Source organism: Acinetobacter sp. FY731 (assembly GCF_059515905.1).
In genome coordinates this window covers 88,830-105,217 of record NZ_JCAKNB010000006.1, presented here as the reverse complement: position 1 = coordinate 105,217, position 16,388 = coordinate 88,830, and the positions used below count along the sequence as shown (strand labels likewise).

Annotated in this window: 13 protein-coding genes; 9 read left to right on the top strand and 4 right to left on the bottom strand. The window is 36.5% G+C overall.

The annotated features are described in order from the left end of the window. Positions 1-43 precede the first annotated feature (43 nt). Complete coding sequence (locus AC5YC8_RS09585) at positions 44-883, top strand: CorC family transporter (RefSeq protein WP_496116248.1); 840 nt, start codon at positions 44-46, stop codon at positions 881-883. Further along, a complete protein-coding gene (gene lnt / locus AC5YC8_RS09580; protein WP_496164353.1) occupies positions 880-2,439 on the top strand; it encodes an apolipoprotein N-acyltransferase in 1,560 nt (519 codons plus the stop codon). The genes AC5YC8_RS09585 and lnt overlap by 4 nt, the downstream gene beginning before the upstream one ends. A 53-nt stretch (positions 2,440-2,492) precedes the next feature. Here the strand turns inward: lnt and AC5YC8_RS09575 are convergent, their stop codons facing one another. After that, entirely contained in the window at positions 2,493-2,828 is a 336-nt protein-coding gene (locus tag AC5YC8_RS09575; protein ID WP_496164352.1) for a hypothetical protein, read from the bottom strand. Between the two features lie 600 nt (positions 2,829-3,428). Here AC5YC8_RS09575 and AC5YC8_RS09570 point away from each other — a divergent pair. The 6 genes from AC5YC8_RS09570 (at position 3,429) to AC5YC8_RS09545 (ending at position 10,071) form a co-directional block, all read left to right on the top strand. Further along, complete coding sequence (locus tag AC5YC8_RS09570; protein WP_154772038.1) at positions 3,429-3,638, top strand: cold-shock protein; 210 nt, start codon at positions 3,429-3,431, stop codon at positions 3,636-3,638. A gap of 229 nt (positions 3,639-3,867) precedes the next feature. Then, on the top strand, positions 3,868-6,090 hold the full coding sequence (locus tag AC5YC8_RS09565) for a primosomal protein N' (RefSeq protein WP_496164351.1): 2,223 nt from the start codon (positions 3,868-3,870) through the stop codon (positions 6,088-6,090). 64 nt (positions 6,091-6,154) lie between these two features. After that, a complete protein-coding gene (locus tag AC5YC8_RS09560) occupies positions 6,155-7,996 on the top strand; it encodes a monovalent cation:proton antiporter-2 (CPA2) family protein (RefSeq protein WP_496164350.1) in 1,842 nt (613 codons plus the stop codon). A gap of 50 nt (positions 7,997-8,046) precedes the next feature. After that, on the top strand, positions 8,047-8,922 hold the full coding sequence (hslO, locus tag AC5YC8_RS09555) for an Hsp33 family molecular chaperone HslO (protein WP_496116243.1): 876 nt from the start codon (positions 8,047-8,049) through the stop codon (positions 8,920-8,922). 204 nt (positions 8,923-9,126) lie between these two features. Beyond that, a complete protein-coding gene (locus tag AC5YC8_RS09550) occupies positions 9,127-9,588 on the top strand; it encodes a DUF2147 domain-containing protein (RefSeq protein WP_496116241.1) in 462 nt (153 codons plus the stop codon). Between the two features lie 228 nt (positions 9,589-9,816). Next, positions 9,817-10,071: an HP1242/YdcH family protein gene (locus tag AC5YC8_RS09545; protein WP_496164349.1), complete on the top strand. Its 255-nt coding sequence runs from the start codon at positions 9,817-9,819 to the stop codon at positions 10,069-10,071. 58 nt (positions 10,072-10,129) lie between these two features. Here AC5YC8_RS09545 and AC5YC8_RS09540 read toward each other — a convergent pair whose 3' ends face one another. Together AC5YC8_RS09540 and AC5YC8_RS09535 are read right to left on the bottom strand one after the other, a co-directional pair. Next, entirely contained in the window at positions 10,130-12,187 is a 2,058-nt protein-coding gene (locus AC5YC8_RS09540) for a TonB-dependent receptor plug domain-containing protein (RefSeq protein ID WP_496164348.1), read from the bottom strand. 84 nt (positions 12,188-12,271) lie between these two features. Then, entirely contained in the window at positions 12,272-13,495 is a 1,224-nt protein-coding gene (locus AC5YC8_RS09535; RefSeq protein ID WP_496164398.1) for a magnesium transporter CorA family protein, read from the bottom strand. Between the two features lie 296 nt (positions 13,496-13,791). Between AC5YC8_RS09535 and AC5YC8_RS09530 the strand changes: the two genes are divergently transcribed. Then, positions 13,792-14,016, top strand: coding sequence for an HP1242/YdcH family protein (locus AC5YC8_RS09530; protein WP_496116237.1), 225 nt, complete (start codon positions 13,792-13,794; stop codon positions 14,014-14,016). Between the two features lie 76 nt (positions 14,017-14,092). Here the strand turns inward: AC5YC8_RS09530 and pnp are convergent, their stop codons facing one another. After that, positions 14,093-16,180, bottom strand: a complete 2,088-nt coding sequence (gene pnp / locus AC5YC8_RS09525) for a polyribonucleotide nucleotidyltransferase (RefSeq protein ID WP_496164397.1) — start codon at positions 16,178-16,180, stop codon at positions 14,093-14,095. Positions 16,181-16,388: the final 208 nt, after the last annotated feature.

Sequence of the window (16,388 nt, the reverse complement as noted above, 5' to 3'; positions counted from 1 at the left end):
TAAAATTACATTTTTGAAATTTTAAGAGTCTTTAGGAAAGATCATGCACGAGGAATCCGGCACATCGTGGGGAATGCGTGGCTTACGCAAATGGTTAGGTACTGCACCAGAAACTCGCGATGAGCTATTAAAACTAGTACAAGATTCACGTCGTTTTTTAGAGCCCGATACCGTGGCAATGCTTGAAGGTGTTTTTGACCTGCCTGCAACAAAAATTCGTGAAGTTATGACTCCACGTACAGCAATGATTAGCCTACAAGAAGATGATGAATTACTTGATATTTTACATGTTCTTGTAGAGTCAGCACATTCACGTTTCCCCGTATTCTCTTCAGATCAACCCGATAATGTTGTCGGAATTTTATTGGCAAAAGACTTATTGCCATTTCTTACCGAACCAAACACAAAGGTCGATATTCGCGCGCTTATGCGTCAGCCATTATTTGTGCCTGAAAGTGCACGTTCAGACCAAGTTCTTCGAATGTTAAAAAACACTCAAACACATATTGCAATTGTGATTGATGAATATGGCACAACTTCAGGTTTGGTCACGTTAGAAGATATTCTTGAAGAAATTGTCGGTGAAATCGAAGATGAACACGACAAACTAGATGAAGAAGCTGAATATATTGTTCCCGATCAGGATCCCAAAACAGCAAATACTTGGATTGTTCAAGCACTCACACCAATTGAACACTTCAATGATGTTTTAAGTTCAGAGTTTTCAGATGATGAAGTTGAAACTGTGGGTGGATTATTATTACAGGAAATTGGTCTAGTTAGTGATTTACAAGGTCAAGTTGTTGAAATTGATGATTGGGAATTTACAATATTAGAAGCTGACTCACGTACCATTCACCTCATAAGAGCCAAACATAAATGAGGACATTTTTTAATAAATTGTTAAAACCGTCTGAACAACAAAAACAATTACCCTTCATTTACCCTTTGCTAATATCCCTATTAGCAGGGGGAATTTTTAGTTTTGCCTTAGCACCATACCACTATTGGTGGCTTGCGATTTTATCCCCTGCCTTGCTTTATGCAACATTACATCGTCGCACTCCAAAGCAAGCTGCTGTTTTAGGCTGGGCGTATGGTTTTGGTTTATGGTTTGTTGGCGCATTTTGGCTTTACACCTCCATCCACGTTTATGGTGATACCAATTCTGCTTTGAGTGTTCTACTCATTGCGCTTATGGCAATTGCAATGGGACTGTTTACTGCAGTTCAAACTTGGATGTACCGTCGTTTCTTTCCTGAAACACCACTCACATTTGCTCCGCTTTGGGTATTCTTTGAGTGGGCAAAAACATGGGTATTTACAGGTTTCCCATGGCTCTTTGTTGGTTATGCATTTACCGAAAGACTACTCGATAACTACGCACCATTATTTGGTATTTTTGGCGTTTCTTTTGTTGTCATTACCATTGCTTGTGCATTGGTCGAAATACTACAAAACCGGTTTTTCTGGATCATTCCTATTGCAGTTTTATTAATTGGGGCTTGGGCTGCATCATTTATTCAGTTTGTTCATCCTAAAAATACTAAACCTCTGACCGTTTCTTTAATTCAAGGCAATATTCCTCAAGATTTAAAATGGTTAACAGAATACCAAGCTAAAACTTTAGAAATTTATACAGAATTATCACAGCGTGAATGGGGTCGTGATTTAATTGTTTGGCCTGAATCTTCAATTCCATTACCACAAACTGAAATTCAACCCTTTTTAGATGCTGTTAGCTATAAAGCACAAAATATGCATTCTGCATGGGTAACAGGCTTGGTATATATTGATCAAGAAGAATCCCAAGAAACAAATCGTTTGATGTATTACAACACGATTATGGCTTCGGGTTACGATACAGATGGACTCTATAAGAAACAGCGCCTTGTGCCTTTTGGGGAATATATTCCACTATCAGGTTTATTAAGTTGGGTACTTCCCGCTTTCCAAAATGACCCTGCTGCTGCGGGCTTCTCACGCGGTGAAAGCAACCAACACGCATTAACTGTTCAAAAGCATCAATTAGGAACAGCCATTTGCTATGAAGTGGCATATCCAAACCTAACGCGTCGTAATGCATTAAATAGTGACTACCTTGTTACCGTCTCAAATGATGCATGGTTTACAGGTACAGCTGGGCCTCAACAACATTTACAAATGGTACAAATGCGTGCCAAAGAAAATGGGCGTTGGTTTATTCGTGCAACCAATACAGGTGTGACTGCGTTTATTAATGAACAAGGTCATATCGTCAGCCGTGCACCTATGGACCAAGCAACGGTTTTACGTGGCAATCTACCAGCAATGGAAGGTCAAACGCTATATAGCCGATTAAGCGATTGGCCAGTGCTTATTTTCTCTGCACTGCTTTTACTTTTAGGTTTAAGGTTCCGCCCACGAGTTGTAGATGTTTCATTTAAATCCCGTCGATAACAAATAATCATAAAAAAACCGAGCGATAGCTCGGTTTTTTTATCAACATTGATTTATAACAAAGTCACTAAATAAGACATCATTGCTGCAAGTGAAACCATTGGAACATAGCGATATAGTCTAACAACACGATGTTCAAATGTTGTTGAATTATCTTCTTTTAATTTTAAAACAGTGGCTTGTAATGCAGACCAAAAACTTAAAATAAACATAGAGCTTAATAAGCTCAATGCAAAAAAACCAACCATAATTTGGCTGCTACCCTCTGTTGCCTGCCATACATGTGCAATGCCTTGACTAAGAGGAAGTGTGCTTAAAATCAAAAGAACAGACTTGAGCACAGACCAATGAAATTGATTGATTTCATCCGACATCATTAATGCTTTCATACAATTCTCCTGAGTAAATTGGATACCATGTAGACATTATGCAAGTTTTTAAATAAATAAAAAGTCTATATTTCTCCATATTTAACTTAGATTGTAATCAATAAATATGGGAATAATTCTTATTATAAATACCAAACACACAATATTATATAAAAACAATAATTATCAATTACTTATATTATATTTTATAATTAATATTTATTATCATTTAACTCAGTATTGAATAATTCAATTATTAGAAATGATATATTCCATAATCGAACAATTTAGAATAATTCTCATTTAATAAATATAAATACATTTTCCAAGAAAAATACCTTCAAACCAGGAGATCCCTCCTACAAAGTCTATCTACTTTATACTTAAAATATTCACATACAAGAACTCAACATGTTTTTTAAGATATAAACCTTGATAATTTCTTTATTTGATATATCATTAAGTCAACTAGAAAAATTCTTGTTTAGTAACCTTCTTTAAGTATCGCAGTTTTAGTCATAATCCTTCGTTTTTTCAGATATTAAACTTTCTTTATTTTTCAAAGTTATTATCAGCCACCTAAAAATGGCTAAAAGTCATCAAATTTATGTAGGATATATCATGTCTAATACAGTTACTGGTACAGTTAAATGGTTCAACGAAACTAAAGGTTTTGGTTTTATTCAACAAGAATCAGGTCCAGACGTTTTTGCTCATTTCAGCGAAATCACTGGTTCAGGTTTCAAAACTTTAGCTGAAGGCCAAAAAGTTTCTTTCAGCATCGCTCAAGGTCAAAAAGGCCCGAACGCTGTAAACATCGTTGCTCTTTAATTAGTAACGAATAAAAAAAGCACTTTATAGTGCTTTTTTTTTGCCTATTGCTTTATACACAATCTTATTATTCCTAAATATATTCGCTGCTATTTTTTAAAATTATAATTTTGCTCTATGCTGTTACATTCAAATACCAAAATCATTCATATTCTTATTATCATATCAATAGCTCAGCTATCGATCCCCATGCCTTACTCTTAAATAAATAAGGACTTAACTTAGCATTATGCAAAATGTCTATTCAAACAGTTCAGGCACTCATCGTATTCGCGTTGCTGTCCCTGTTTATTTATACGATTGTTTTGACTACATGCTTAGTCCTGAACAGTATCAACAAGCTGAAATTGGTGCTCGTGTTTTAGTTTCTTTTGGGCGTCAAAACTTAGTGGGCATTATTATGGAAAAGCTTCCATTAGATGCCCCTATTGATCCTTCATTTAAACTTAAAGCTATCACTGAATTATTAGATGATCATGCAATTTTAGATGCGAATGTACTGAAATTACTGAGTTGGTCAGCCCAATATTATCAATTTCCAATTGGCGAAGTCATGCAAACAGCGCTTCCCACCTTACTTCGCCAAGGCAAACCTGCCGACATTTTGGCACGCGTTTGGAATTTATTAGATTTTGGTGCAGAAAATAAACTTAAGCGCTCAGAAAAACAACAAGAAGCTTATAAAATTTTAAAGTTACACCCTTCAGGTACAACTGAAAATGTTCTAAACCTAGCAGGTGTTGAAACAAGTACTTTAAAGGCGCTAGAAAAGAAAGTAATTTGCGAATGTGTATTGGAAAAACAAGATCAAATACCTATACCTATGAGCATGGCACAAATGCCCTTGACTGCAAATCCAGAGCAAAAAGCCGCTGTAGATGCTGTTCTAAAATATCAAAATAAGTATCAGGCTTTTTTATTAGATGGCTTAACAGGGAGTGGTAAAACCGAAGTCTATTTGCAAATTATGCAAGAAGTCTTAAAAAAAGGAAAACAAGTATTAGTACTTGTACCTGAAATTGGTTTAACACCTCAAACAATCAGCCGCTTCCAATCGCGCTTTCACTGTAATATTGCCTTATTACACTCTGGTTTAAATGACACAAAACGCTTACAAGCTTGGCAACATGCGCAATCGGGTAAAGCATCTATTATCCTTGGTACACGTTCTGCAATTTATACGCCTTTACCTAACTTAGGCTTAATTATTTTAGATGAAGAGCATGACCTTTCTTTTAAACAACAAGAAGGTTTCCGCTATCACGCACGTGATGTTGCTTTATATCGTGCACATTTAGAAAGTTGCCCCATTGTTCTTGGTTCTGCTACACCAAGTATCGACAGCTATGCTCTAGTAGATACGGGTAAAATGCAAAAGTTGGAGTTAAATCAGCGTGCAGGCTCTGCTGTCATGCCTAAAATTCATATTTTGGATTTAAAAATCGCGCAAAAACAACATGGTATTAGCCAAATTCTGATTCAAGAAATTCAAAAACGCTTAGATAAAAAAGAACAAGTTTTAATTTTTTTAAATCGTCGTGGTTATGCACCTGTTCTTATTTGTGATAGCTGTGCTTGGCAAGCAAAATGTCCAAATTGCGATGCCAATTTTACATTACATACAAAACCGTACTCTCATTTGCACTGTCATCATTGTGGAACCATTCATCGCAAGCCCGATCATTGCCCACAATGTAACCATACTGAACTTAAACCAATTGGGATGGGAACAGCTAAAGTTGAAGACCATTTAAATGAACTTTTCCCCGACTTTGATGTAATTCGCGTCGATCGTGATTCAACGAGTCGTGTAGGAAGTTGGCAAAAAATTTATGACCGCATTCAGACCAGTGAACCCGTTGTTTTACTTGGTACACAAATGTTGGCAAAAGGTCATCATTTCCCTTATGTCACATTAGTTGCGATTTTAGATATAGACTCAGGCTTACTCAGCGTTGACTTTAGAGCACCTGAACGTACAGCTCAGCTCATTGTGCAAGTTTCAGGACGTGCAGGGCGTGGTGAACACAAAGGCGATGTATTTTTACAAACCTTGCGTCCAGATCATCCATTACTCAATACATTAGTTCAGGAAGATTATCGTCGATTTGCACAGCAAACTTTAGCCGAGCGAAAAATGGCATTACTTCCCCCTGCTCGCTATTCTGCATTAATTCGTTGTGAATCTAAAAACCAAGATACGAATCAAGACTTTCTCAAACAACATGCTCAAATATTACGTGAACACTCTGAAAATTTAATTGATATTTGGGGACCTATTCCTGCCCCAATGGAACGTAAAGCTGGACGCTTTCAAGCACATATGGTTCTTCTTTCAACCGATCGAGCTCGCTTACATTTTTATATTCATCAATGGTGGCAAAATATGTTGCAACAAAAACCATCAGGCATGAAACTAAGTTTAGATATCGATCCACAAGAACTCAGTTAATTTTTTCAGATTGTATCAATTAAAAAAATTATTTGTATCGTCATAAAACACACTAGGACACCCCATGTCACTACTGCTGCAAGTTACTATTTTTCTAGGAGCATCTTTAATCTTGGTACCATTACTTAAACGTTTTGGTATTGCCACAGTATTGGGTTATTTATTTACTGGCATTGTGCTTGGACCAAGTGTGTTTAACATCGCTAGTGACCATGAATCTATTAAAAGCTTGGCTGAATTTGGTGTCATTCTTTTAATGTTTATTATTGGTTTAGAGTTACGCCCACAGCGGTTATGGGAACTTCGGAAATCTATTTTTGTAATTGGCAGTGCACAAGTAGGTATAACAGGGATTATTCTTACTGTACTCGCCTTTTTTGCTTTATCACAAGGTATTGCAACAAGTGTCATTATTGGCTTTGCACTTGCCTTATCTTCTACAGCATTCGCACTACAACTACTCAGTGAAAAACAACAACTCAACACCACTTATGGTCAACAATCATTTTCAATTCTGTTATTCCAAGATATTGCAGCAATTCCCCTTATTGCCATTATCCCACTACTTGCAGGTGGTGAATCGGCTCATCATGGTATTGCTTATTTCGCTGCAATTATTGCAACATTTTCAGGACTATTTTTATTTAGTCGCTATTTAATGCGCCCCTTTTTCCGTTTTGTTGCAAAAAGTGGTGCATCCGAACTCATTACAGCAGTGGGTTTATTTATTGTTCTTGCAGTAGTCATGTTAATGGATGTACTTGGAATTAGTACAACATTAGGAGCATTCTTAACGGGTGTTTTACTTGCAGACTCGGAATTCAGACATGAATTAGAAGCAAGTATTGCACCCTTTAAAGGGCTCCTATTAGGCTTATTCTTTATGACAGTAGGTATGACCACTCAACTGTCATTACTCATGGATATGCCTGAACTTATCATTGGAGGAACTTTAGTTTTACTAACTGTAAAACTTGTATCCCTAACCGCAATCGCACGTTATTTTCAATATTCATGGCGTAACAGCTTACTGCTTGCAACCTGCTTAGCACAAGGTGGCGAGTTTGCCTTTGTCATTCTAAGTGTTGCACAATCTGAAAATGCACTCAGTCAAGCAATGATGGAGCCATTGACCTTAATTGTGACCTTATCGATGGTGTTAACACCATTACTATATTGGCTCATCAATGAACACATTATTCCGCTTATCGACAAAAAAACTGAGCCTGAATACGATGATATTCCAAACGAAAATCCAGCCATGATTATTGCTGGTTTTGGACGTATAGGGCAAATTATTGCGCGTATTGCACATTTACAACACCTCCCTTTTACAGCAATTGACATTAGTTTAGATAAAGTCGATTTTGTCCGTAAATATGGCGGCAAACTTTATTATGGTGATGCTGCTCAACCTGAAATTTTACGCTCAGCAGGCATTGAACATGCCAAAATTTTCATACTTGCAATTGATGATATTGAAGACTCAATGAATGTTGCACGCCACATCCGTTTAAACTATCCAAACTTAAAAATGTTAGTCCGTGCTCGCGACCGCCACCATGTACATTTACTACGTGATTTAGGTGTAGAGTTTATTTGGCGAGAAACCTATCTTTCTTCATTAGGTATGGCATATCGTGCTTTATGTGACTTAGGCATTAGTGAAGAAGATGCACATAAAAGTATTGAGTTATTCCGAGATTATGACGAGCAAGTTCTCGCTCAACAGCAACAAGTCTATACCGATGAACAAAAAGTATATGAGTCTTATCGCAATACCTTAGCTGAACTTGAACACCTATTTGAACGCGATACAGAATTACGTGAAGAGCCCATAGGTGTAGACTTAAAACGTGGATTAGAAACACACCGTATTGATGTTACACGTGATGAATTGAAATGACTTGTGTTTTAAAATATCGCCACCATTAAGTAAGGGTTATGGAGAATTTTATGTCTGATTTACGTCAACGCTTTTATATTGAAGATAGTCCTATCCGTGGTGAAGTCGTTCATCTTGAAGAAGCATTGCAAACAATCCTTGCTCAACGTGACTATGCACCGGCAATCCAAGTTTTAATTGGTGAAATGCTCAGTGCAACTGCATTACTTGCAAGTACTTTGAAAATTAAAGGACGCATTAGTCTTCAAATTCAAGCATCAGGCACACTCAGATGGGCAATGGCTGAATGCAACCATCTTGGTGAAGTTCGTGCTTTAGCTGACTATGAATCTGACCCTGTTTTTAATCAAGCTGAAGACAGCAGCACTGTTTTTAAAACTCTTGTAAGCCCTGTTCTTTTTATTAATATTGAACCTGAATTTGGTGAACGCTATCAAGGTATTGTACCGTTAGACAAACCTGATTTAGCTGGTTGCTTAATGCAGTATTACGATTTATCTGCACAGCTTCCAACTCGTATTACCTTGGCAAGTAATACTGAGCGCACAGGTGGATTACTGATTCAATTATTACCACGTAATAATGAAGAAGAACAAAAAATTGTAGATGAAGACTTATGGCCTCGTATGACCATGTTAACTTCAACATTGAAAAAAGATGAGTTAACAGATCTTCCTGCAACAGAAATTCTTTATCGTTTATACAACGAAGAAGAAGTTCGCCTCCCTGATGCTGAACATCTTAAATTTGGCTGTACATGTTCAAAAGAGCGCTGTGAAGTAGCACTTGAACAAATTGGTGTAGATGCTGTACGTGAAACATTAGAACATCAAAATCCAATTGAAATGGATTGCCAATTTTGCAATACCAAATATCAATTTACAGCAGAAGAGGCTTTAGCTCTTTTTGGTGAACACCTCAGCTAAGCGACTTTCTAAAAAAAGGATGATTTATATCATCCTTTTTTATTTGTCTAAAATTAAAACAACAAACTCGCACTTATGTGAATAACTTAACAATTCTTAAACTTATTCCTACTTCAATAAAAAGAATAACGATATAAATACACCCGATTCCTTTTACAGATTTTCTAACAAGAATAATCTTTTTATTTTTAGGTACATTCTCCCATGTATAAAAAACTCCTAAAGCCTATCGCTATCATCGGTATGCTTATCTTTTCACATCATGCTTATGCAAGTAATGATCCTCTTATTGGAACATGGAAAATGATTGATGAACGCACAGGATATTCACTTTCTGATACCAATATCAGCAAATTAAAAGATGGCACTTATAAGGCTACTATTATTGCAATACGTGCAGTTCCAGGCGCTCCTATCACTAGTAAGTGCTCGGAATGTATAGGACAGCTCAAAAACAAACCTCTTATCGGGTTTTCACCTTTGTATGGCTTAGAAGCATCAAATACAAATAAAACAGAATTTATAAATGGAATATTTATCGATACAAAAACAGGGATTAAATATCAAAGTCATGTCCGCCTAAGTAACAATGGCAAGTACCTAAATATACGTAACACCCAACCCAACAGTACTGTTGGTAGAAATTTAACATGGGTAAAATATTAAGCAATTTTAATGAATTAAGTAAATTTTCACTGTACCTTTTGTCACATTTTGAAACAATAAGGTACAGTTCAACAATATTGTAATATGTAAAAATCGCTTAATAATAATTCTAATAAGAGAACTTACTTGTCTAGCTACACATACTTAAAATAGTAAAAGCTTAGTTAAAACATGACATATATTCTCCGTATGTCATTCCTATCACTCAAATGAGGGTTTAGATGGCTTATGAACATTAAAGAATGTAATAAAAAACTGAAAAATATGTTTCCAGAATTTAGAGAAATCATTCAACAACTTCGTGAAGACAATGCACATTTTGCAAGAATTTTTGAAGAGCACGAAGAGTTAGATAAAGAAATTATTCACCTAGAACAAAATCCTGTAAATTTAGTGAATGATTCGATCGAACTATTGAAACGTAAAAAATTAAAACTAAAAGATGAGATGTATCAACTTCTAAATCAATTTAAATCTGCCTAAATGATTTAAACGATACAAAAAAAACCGCAAATTCTAAAATTTGCGGTTTTTTCTAAAATTAAAATTTCTTTTCAACTGATAATAAGAAACTTGGAATAGACTCACTTATTCGTGCCTCATATACACTACCATCCGACACATTATTCAAACGCTCTTTATAATCTGTACTAAAAATATTACGGGCGCTAAATGTTGCAGCTAAGTCATAATCAAAGCGCTTGGTCACACTCAAATCTATATTTACACGCTCATTTGTCGTACGTGTGTAGGGCTGATTATCTAGAGTTCGTGTAAACTCTGGTGTGTAATTTACATTGATACTTGTTGCTAAACGCCAAGGTTGATAATTATATGAAAGACCCGTACTTGCCGTATAAGGTGCTACGCCGCTCGCTAAACGCTCCTTACCATTACCTTCATCAATCGTTGCATGTACAGTTGATACTTGCCCATTCAACATAAACGAATGACCATTTTCAGTTTGCTTTAACGCATAACGCCCTGCCAACTCAAAACCATAAGTTGTAGCATTGTCCTGATTATGTGGACGCTCCACAAAACGACCATTTTCTTCACGAATCACTTTCTCAATATAGTCATCTATTTTACGATGGTAAGCCGTTAAATTCACACCACCTGCCGAGGTGTTATAACCTAAAGTTGTTTCCAACGCTGTAATGGTTTCAGGTTTTAAATATGGGTTACCACCACGATCAGGATTATTTAATGAACCTGAATCTGAATCAGTAGAAATGGTAATTGTCGGCATCAAATCATCAGCACGTGGCGTTTTAAATGAACGTGAAAAATTAGTTTGTAATGACCAACGATCATCAAAATCAAAACGATGTGCCAATACAGGACTTAAATTACTCGCAGTATAATCGACCAATCCTGAGCGATCTAACCACTCTTGACGAGCACCAATCGTCATAGTCTGACGATCTGTAAAGCGCCAACTTCCTTCTAAATATAATGCGTATTTTTGCTCATCCAAAGTATCTGCAACATTACTTTTTAATTCATTGATACGTGAATCAACACCAAATTTGAGTTGTTTCGTTTCATCAAATTTACGTACACCATCGTATGCCAAGCCATATTCATTCACGCTTTCATCGATATAGTCGACACGTGAACCCGTAGTTTTCTGAGTTTCATTTTGTTTTTCTGCACTAAAACGAACTTTATCAGTATTTCCTTTATCTTTACGTTCATAACGCGTATTTAAACGTAAACTATCATTGGTATCATGCTGAAATTGCCCATCACTTTGACCTTTATTTGTGCTATCACGATAAAACATTTCTGCAATTAATTTTTGCTGATCATCAATTTCATATTCAACACGCGGTGTAAGCATTAAAGATTGACGATCCATAATACGTGTGCGGGTATTCACGTTACCTTGCTTTTCAGTTTGTGTAATGGTCGTTGAATCTGTCCACATCTGATTAGCAGACATACTGTAGATCCAACCATTATTGCGACCATCCATTTGTAAACTTAAGTTTTTACGTTCTTCTTCTTTGGCATCTGAACGAGTTAAACCATACCCTGCACGTACAGTACCGCTAATAAGATTATTTTCTAAAGGCTCTTTTAAAATAACATTAATCACAGCTGATGATGCAACCGAAGCTTGTGCAACACTTGGCTGTTTCACAATTTCAATTCGTTCAATCATATCTGGTGTAATGCTATCAATAATTGATGCTCCACTACGTGGACCACCCTGAATAGGTTCACCATTCACAAGAAAGACAGGAGCACCACCTCCTCGAAAACGCATTGCCCCATTTCCACCACGGGATCCTTGCCCTGGTGCTCCCATCTGAATTCCGGCTGCACGTCTTAAAGCATCATTTACAGATTGATCACCAAATTGAAGCATTTCTTCACGGCTAATAATTGTTTTTGGAATTGCACTTATATCAGGATCTTTTGCTACCGTAGGCTGTGCTTCAAACTTCAATGTCTGTAAAGTTTGAACCGATGGCTGTTCTACATTTTCTAAACTATTTTGAGAGCTTTGCTCTGCTTGAGCATAGTGAGATAATCCCATTACCCCCAAAGTTAAAGCACTCAACTTAAGCGATTTTTTTAGATAAAGCATGACGATAACGCCTGATATTTATTTTTTCGCTAGCATAAAACAGAATCATGGAGAAATTTAGAGTATTAAAAATATTCCCACTATTTATTTAAACTTTGTAAATTTCTCTACTGTTTTTATGGTCTGCTTAATAGGCGTTTCATCTAAAAACCAAAATAAACTCATGTGCTGATCTTTATGCTGTTGTGCAAGCATATCAATCACACTTTTCTCTCCGCGCCCAACCAAGTGACGACGGTAAAAATAATAAAGTAGCAATAATGTAGTTCCAAACATAATTGCCAACATCACCCAAAAACCTGTTGGTGATTTTAGCCCTGGAATAAATACAAAGTTCATTCCATAAATACCAGTTAATAAGGTTAATGGTGCAAATACGGCTGTAATAATCGCCAAAATCCGCATGTTTTCATTGGTCTGGTTTGCTACTGCTGAAAAATGTAAATCTATTGCTGCTTGTACTGCACTACGTGAACGCATCGTATATTTTTGAATACGTTCAATATGACTCGATAAATCATTCATACGAATTAATAGAATGTCATGCTTTTCATTCCGTTTTTTCACTTTCAAATGACTATAGTTTTCTACAAGTTCATCTCTTAATTTTTGCAAACATTCAATTTGCTCTTCACATAAATTTTCTATTTGTTGAAAAGCCATATTTTCTTGTAGCAACTGATGCCACTTGGTAAATCTTTTATGTCCTTGCAATAACTCTTGCTGCCAATGTTCTATTCGTCTTGTCAAAGGAACGCGCAAATCCAAATAATCATCAACTATGACATTTAGTAAACGTAAAGATAAATCTACGGGATGATTGGGCAATTTGCGGGGCTTATTTTGCTCTTCAATTGCTTTCATTGATGCTATTTCAATACGCTGCACATAACTTTCCGTAGCTTTATTCCCCACCTCTCTAACGGTTATTAATACTTGTGCTGTCATAATAAAACTAATAGGTGTTGTACTTAATCCAAATATCTGCTCATGGACTTCCAATGATTCATCATTTGTTTTTATCTGGTCATTTGGAGTAATGAGCTTTCTAAAAATCAACAAGTCATAATCATCTAGAGTATCGAATATACAAGGATGATCTAAATTTAGAATATCTTTTAAGTGATATTCATTTATTAAAATATTAGTTTTTACTTGTATTTCTTTTTGCCAAATATCAGCTTTTCCTACAACATCTTCACGTAAGCAATCAATCCAAATATATTCAGGCTCTAATGCTTCTTCCCTATTTTTTCTAACATAAATAGTTTGTTGTTCAGGATGTAAATAAAAATAATAGACTTGCATAAATTCACTCATTGAATATATGTTTTACTTTAACTAATTGTTCAATCATAAGTTATTTTCTAAAGCTTATTTGTAATTTAAGTTTTTATAATCTTTTTTAGCTCACAAAAATACATAATTCATTGATTACACTTACTTTTAAAACAAATAATAAAACTTACAATCAAGCAACATAATCTCTTATATTTCATTAAGCCTTTTCTAAATCAAAATGCTAATCTTAAAGAATAAACAGAAATAACTCAGCCTAGTTTCAATTGTATAGGCACTATTTTCTAGCTCAATGAGGTAATGCAATGTTTCCAGAATACCGTTCATTAATTAGCAAACTTAAGCAAGACAACTTACATTTCTCAAAAGTTTTTGAAGAACACAATGCGATAGATCATGAAATTATTCGTTTAGAAAAAGATCCTATAACGAGTAATGCTGATGATATCGATCTACTGAAAAAGAAAAAGCTCAAACTAAAGGATGAAATCTATACCATGCTTAAACAAGCAGAAACTTCAACCGAATAATCTAAACTTCAATTAATCTTTTCAGTAAAAAGCCCGCATAATGCGGGCTTTTTTAAACAACTAAAACAAGAAACAATTATGCTTGTTCGATGTCTTTCATTGTTAATTTAATACGACCACGGTTATCAACATCCGCAACCTGTACTTTAACTTCTTGACCTTCTTTCAATACATCTGCAACGTTCGCAATACGTTCGTTAGAGATTTGAGAAATATGAAGTAAGCCATCAGTACCTGGAAGGATGTTTACAAACGCACCGAATTCAACGATACGAATCACTTTACCAGTGTAAAGTGTACCTGGTTCGATTTCAGCAGTAAGTGCTTGAATTTTTGCAATTGCAGCAGAAGCAGCAGCTTTAGTTTCACCAAATACGCGAACTGTACCGTTATCTTCGATATCGATTGCAGCTTTAGTTTCTTCAGTGATTGCACGAATAGTCGCACCACCTTTACCAATTACATCACGGATCTTATCTGGGTTGATATTGATCACTTGGAATGTAGGCGCGTGCATAGAAATTTCAGGACGAGCGCGTGAAATAACTTGGTTCATTTCATTTAGGATGTGCATACGACCAGCATAAGCTTGGTTTAATGCAGACTCCATGATCTCTTCAGTAATACCTTCGATCTTGATGTCCATTTGAAGCGCAGTAATACCGTTTGCAGAACCTGCTACTTTAAAGTCCATGTCACCAAGGTGATCTTCGTCGCCTAGGATGTCAGAAAGAACAGCGAAACGCTCACCTTCTTTTACTAGACCCATTGCGATACCCGCAACTGGTGCTTTAAGTGGAACACCTGCATCCATAAGTGATAATGAAGCACCACATACAGAAGCCATTGAAGATGAACCGTTAGATTCTGTAATGTCAGATACGATACGGATTACGTACGGGAAGCGATCAGCAGCAGGAAGAACAGCTTGAACACCACGACGAGCCAAACGACCATGACCAATTTCACGACGCTTAGGACCAGATTCACGACCAGTTTCACCTACTGAGTATGCAGGGAAGTTGTAGTGAAGCATGAAGTTATCAGTTTTAGTACCTGCAAGAGTATCAACCATTAACGCATCACGAGTATTACCAAGTGTAGTTGTTACTAATGCTTGAGTTTCACCACGTGTGAACAATGCAGAACCGTGTGCACGACCTAATACACCCACTTGTACGTCGATTGCACGAACAGTTTTAGTGTCACGACCATCAATACGTGGCTTACCAGACAAGATGTTGTCACGTACTGTGCGATATTTAAGGTCTTCGAATAATTCGTTAACTTCGTCAGCGATACCAGTTTCGTCATTTTCAGGAACGAACTGAGCAACAGCTTCAGCGTGAAGTGCATCAAGTGCTGCATAACGGTCTTGTTTAACAGCAATTGCGTAAGCTTCAGAAATTTTCGCTTCGAATGCTTCTTTCAATTTACCAAGAAGTTCTTCGTTTTTAACTGGAGCAGTCCAAGTAGACTCTGTTGCACCCGCAGCTGCAACAAATTCTTTAATTGCTTGAATCGCGATTTGCATTTCGTCATGACCGAACAATACAGCACCTAACATTTGGTCTTCTGAAAGTTCTTTCGCTTCAGATTCAACCATAAGCACTGCAGATTCTGTACCTGCAACCACTAGGTCAAGGTCAGATTCTTTAAGTTGTTCGTGATTTGGGTTAAGAATGTATTCACCATTGATTAAACCAACACGCGCACCACCAATTGGACCACGGAATGGTGTACCTGCAATCGCAAGTGCCGCTGAAGTACCTAGCATTGCAGCAATGTCAGCATCCATTGTTTTATCAGAAGAAATAACAGTCGCTGTTACTTGGATTTCGTTATAGTAACCTTCTGGGAACAATGGACGAATTGGACGGTCAATTAAGCGTGAAATTAAAGTTTCAGCTTCAGATGCACGACCTTCACGTTTACCATAACCACCAGGGATACGACCTGCTGCATATTGTTTTTCTTGATAGTTAACAGTCAATGGGAAAAAGTCTTGACCTGCTTTAGCCGTTGGTTGAGCAACTACAGCAACAAGAACTTGAACACCACCCATCGTAATTACAACAGTGTTTGCTTGGCGAGCAACACGACCTGTTTCTAAAATTACATTATGTTGACCGTATTGGAATTCTTTACGAATAATATTAAACATTGACATGTATTTTTGTTTCCCGAAATTATTCTAGTGGAGACCCCTAAGGTTTGGCATTCACAACAACTAAAATAGTCTTGTAGCATAAATGACAAAGCTTAGAAGCCGACCTCACCAGAATCAAACATACTAATTTTAAACACAAAGAAGGAGCGAACATTCGCCCCTTCCCCATTACTTAGCCGAGACTAAGTATTCTTTTGTTTTC

Coding starts and splice junctions, on each gene's coding strand:
- AC5YC8_RS09585 (WP_496116248.1), top strand. CDS start 44: ATGCACGAGGAATCCGGCACATCGTGGGGAATGCGTGGCTTACGCAAA.
- lnt (WP_496164353.1), top strand. CDS start 880: ATGAGGACATTTTTTAATAAATTGTTAAAACCGTCTGAACAACAAAAA.
- AC5YC8_RS09575 (WP_496164352.1), bottom strand. CDS start 2,828: ATGAAAGCATTAATGATGTCGGATGAAATCAATCAATTTCATTGGTCT.
- AC5YC8_RS09570 (WP_154772038.1), top strand. CDS start 3,429: ATGTCTAATACAGTTACTGGTACAGTTAAATGGTTCAACGAAACTAAA.
- AC5YC8_RS09565 (WP_496164351.1), top strand. CDS start 3,868: ATGCAAAATGTCTATTCAAACAGTTCAGGCACTCATCGTATTCGCGTT.
- AC5YC8_RS09560 (WP_496164350.1), top strand. CDS start 6,155: ATGTCACTACTGCTGCAAGTTACTATTTTTCTAGGAGCATCTTTAATC.
- hslO (WP_496116243.1), top strand. CDS start 8,047: ATGTCTGATTTACGTCAACGCTTTTATATTGAAGATAGTCCTATCCGT.
- AC5YC8_RS09550 (WP_496116241.1), top strand. CDS start 9,127: ATGTATAAAAAACTCCTAAAGCCTATCGCTATCATCGGTATGCTTATC.
- AC5YC8_RS09545 (WP_496164349.1), top strand. CDS start 9,817: ATGAACATTAAAGAATGTAATAAAAAACTGAAAAATATGTTTCCAGAA.
- AC5YC8_RS09540 (WP_496164348.1), bottom strand. CDS start 12,187: ATGCTTTATCTAAAAAAATCGCTTAAGTTGAGTGCTTTAACTTTGGGG.
- AC5YC8_RS09535 (WP_496164398.1), bottom strand. CDS start 13,495: ATGCAAGTCTATTATTTTTATTTACATCCTGAACAACAAACTATTTAT.
- AC5YC8_RS09530 (WP_496116237.1), top strand. CDS start 13,792: ATGTTTCCAGAATACCGTTCATTAATTAGCAAACTTAAGCAAGACAAC.
- pnp (WP_496164397.1), bottom strand. CDS start 16,180: ATGTTTAATATTATTCGTAAAGAATTCCAATACGGTCAACATAATGTA.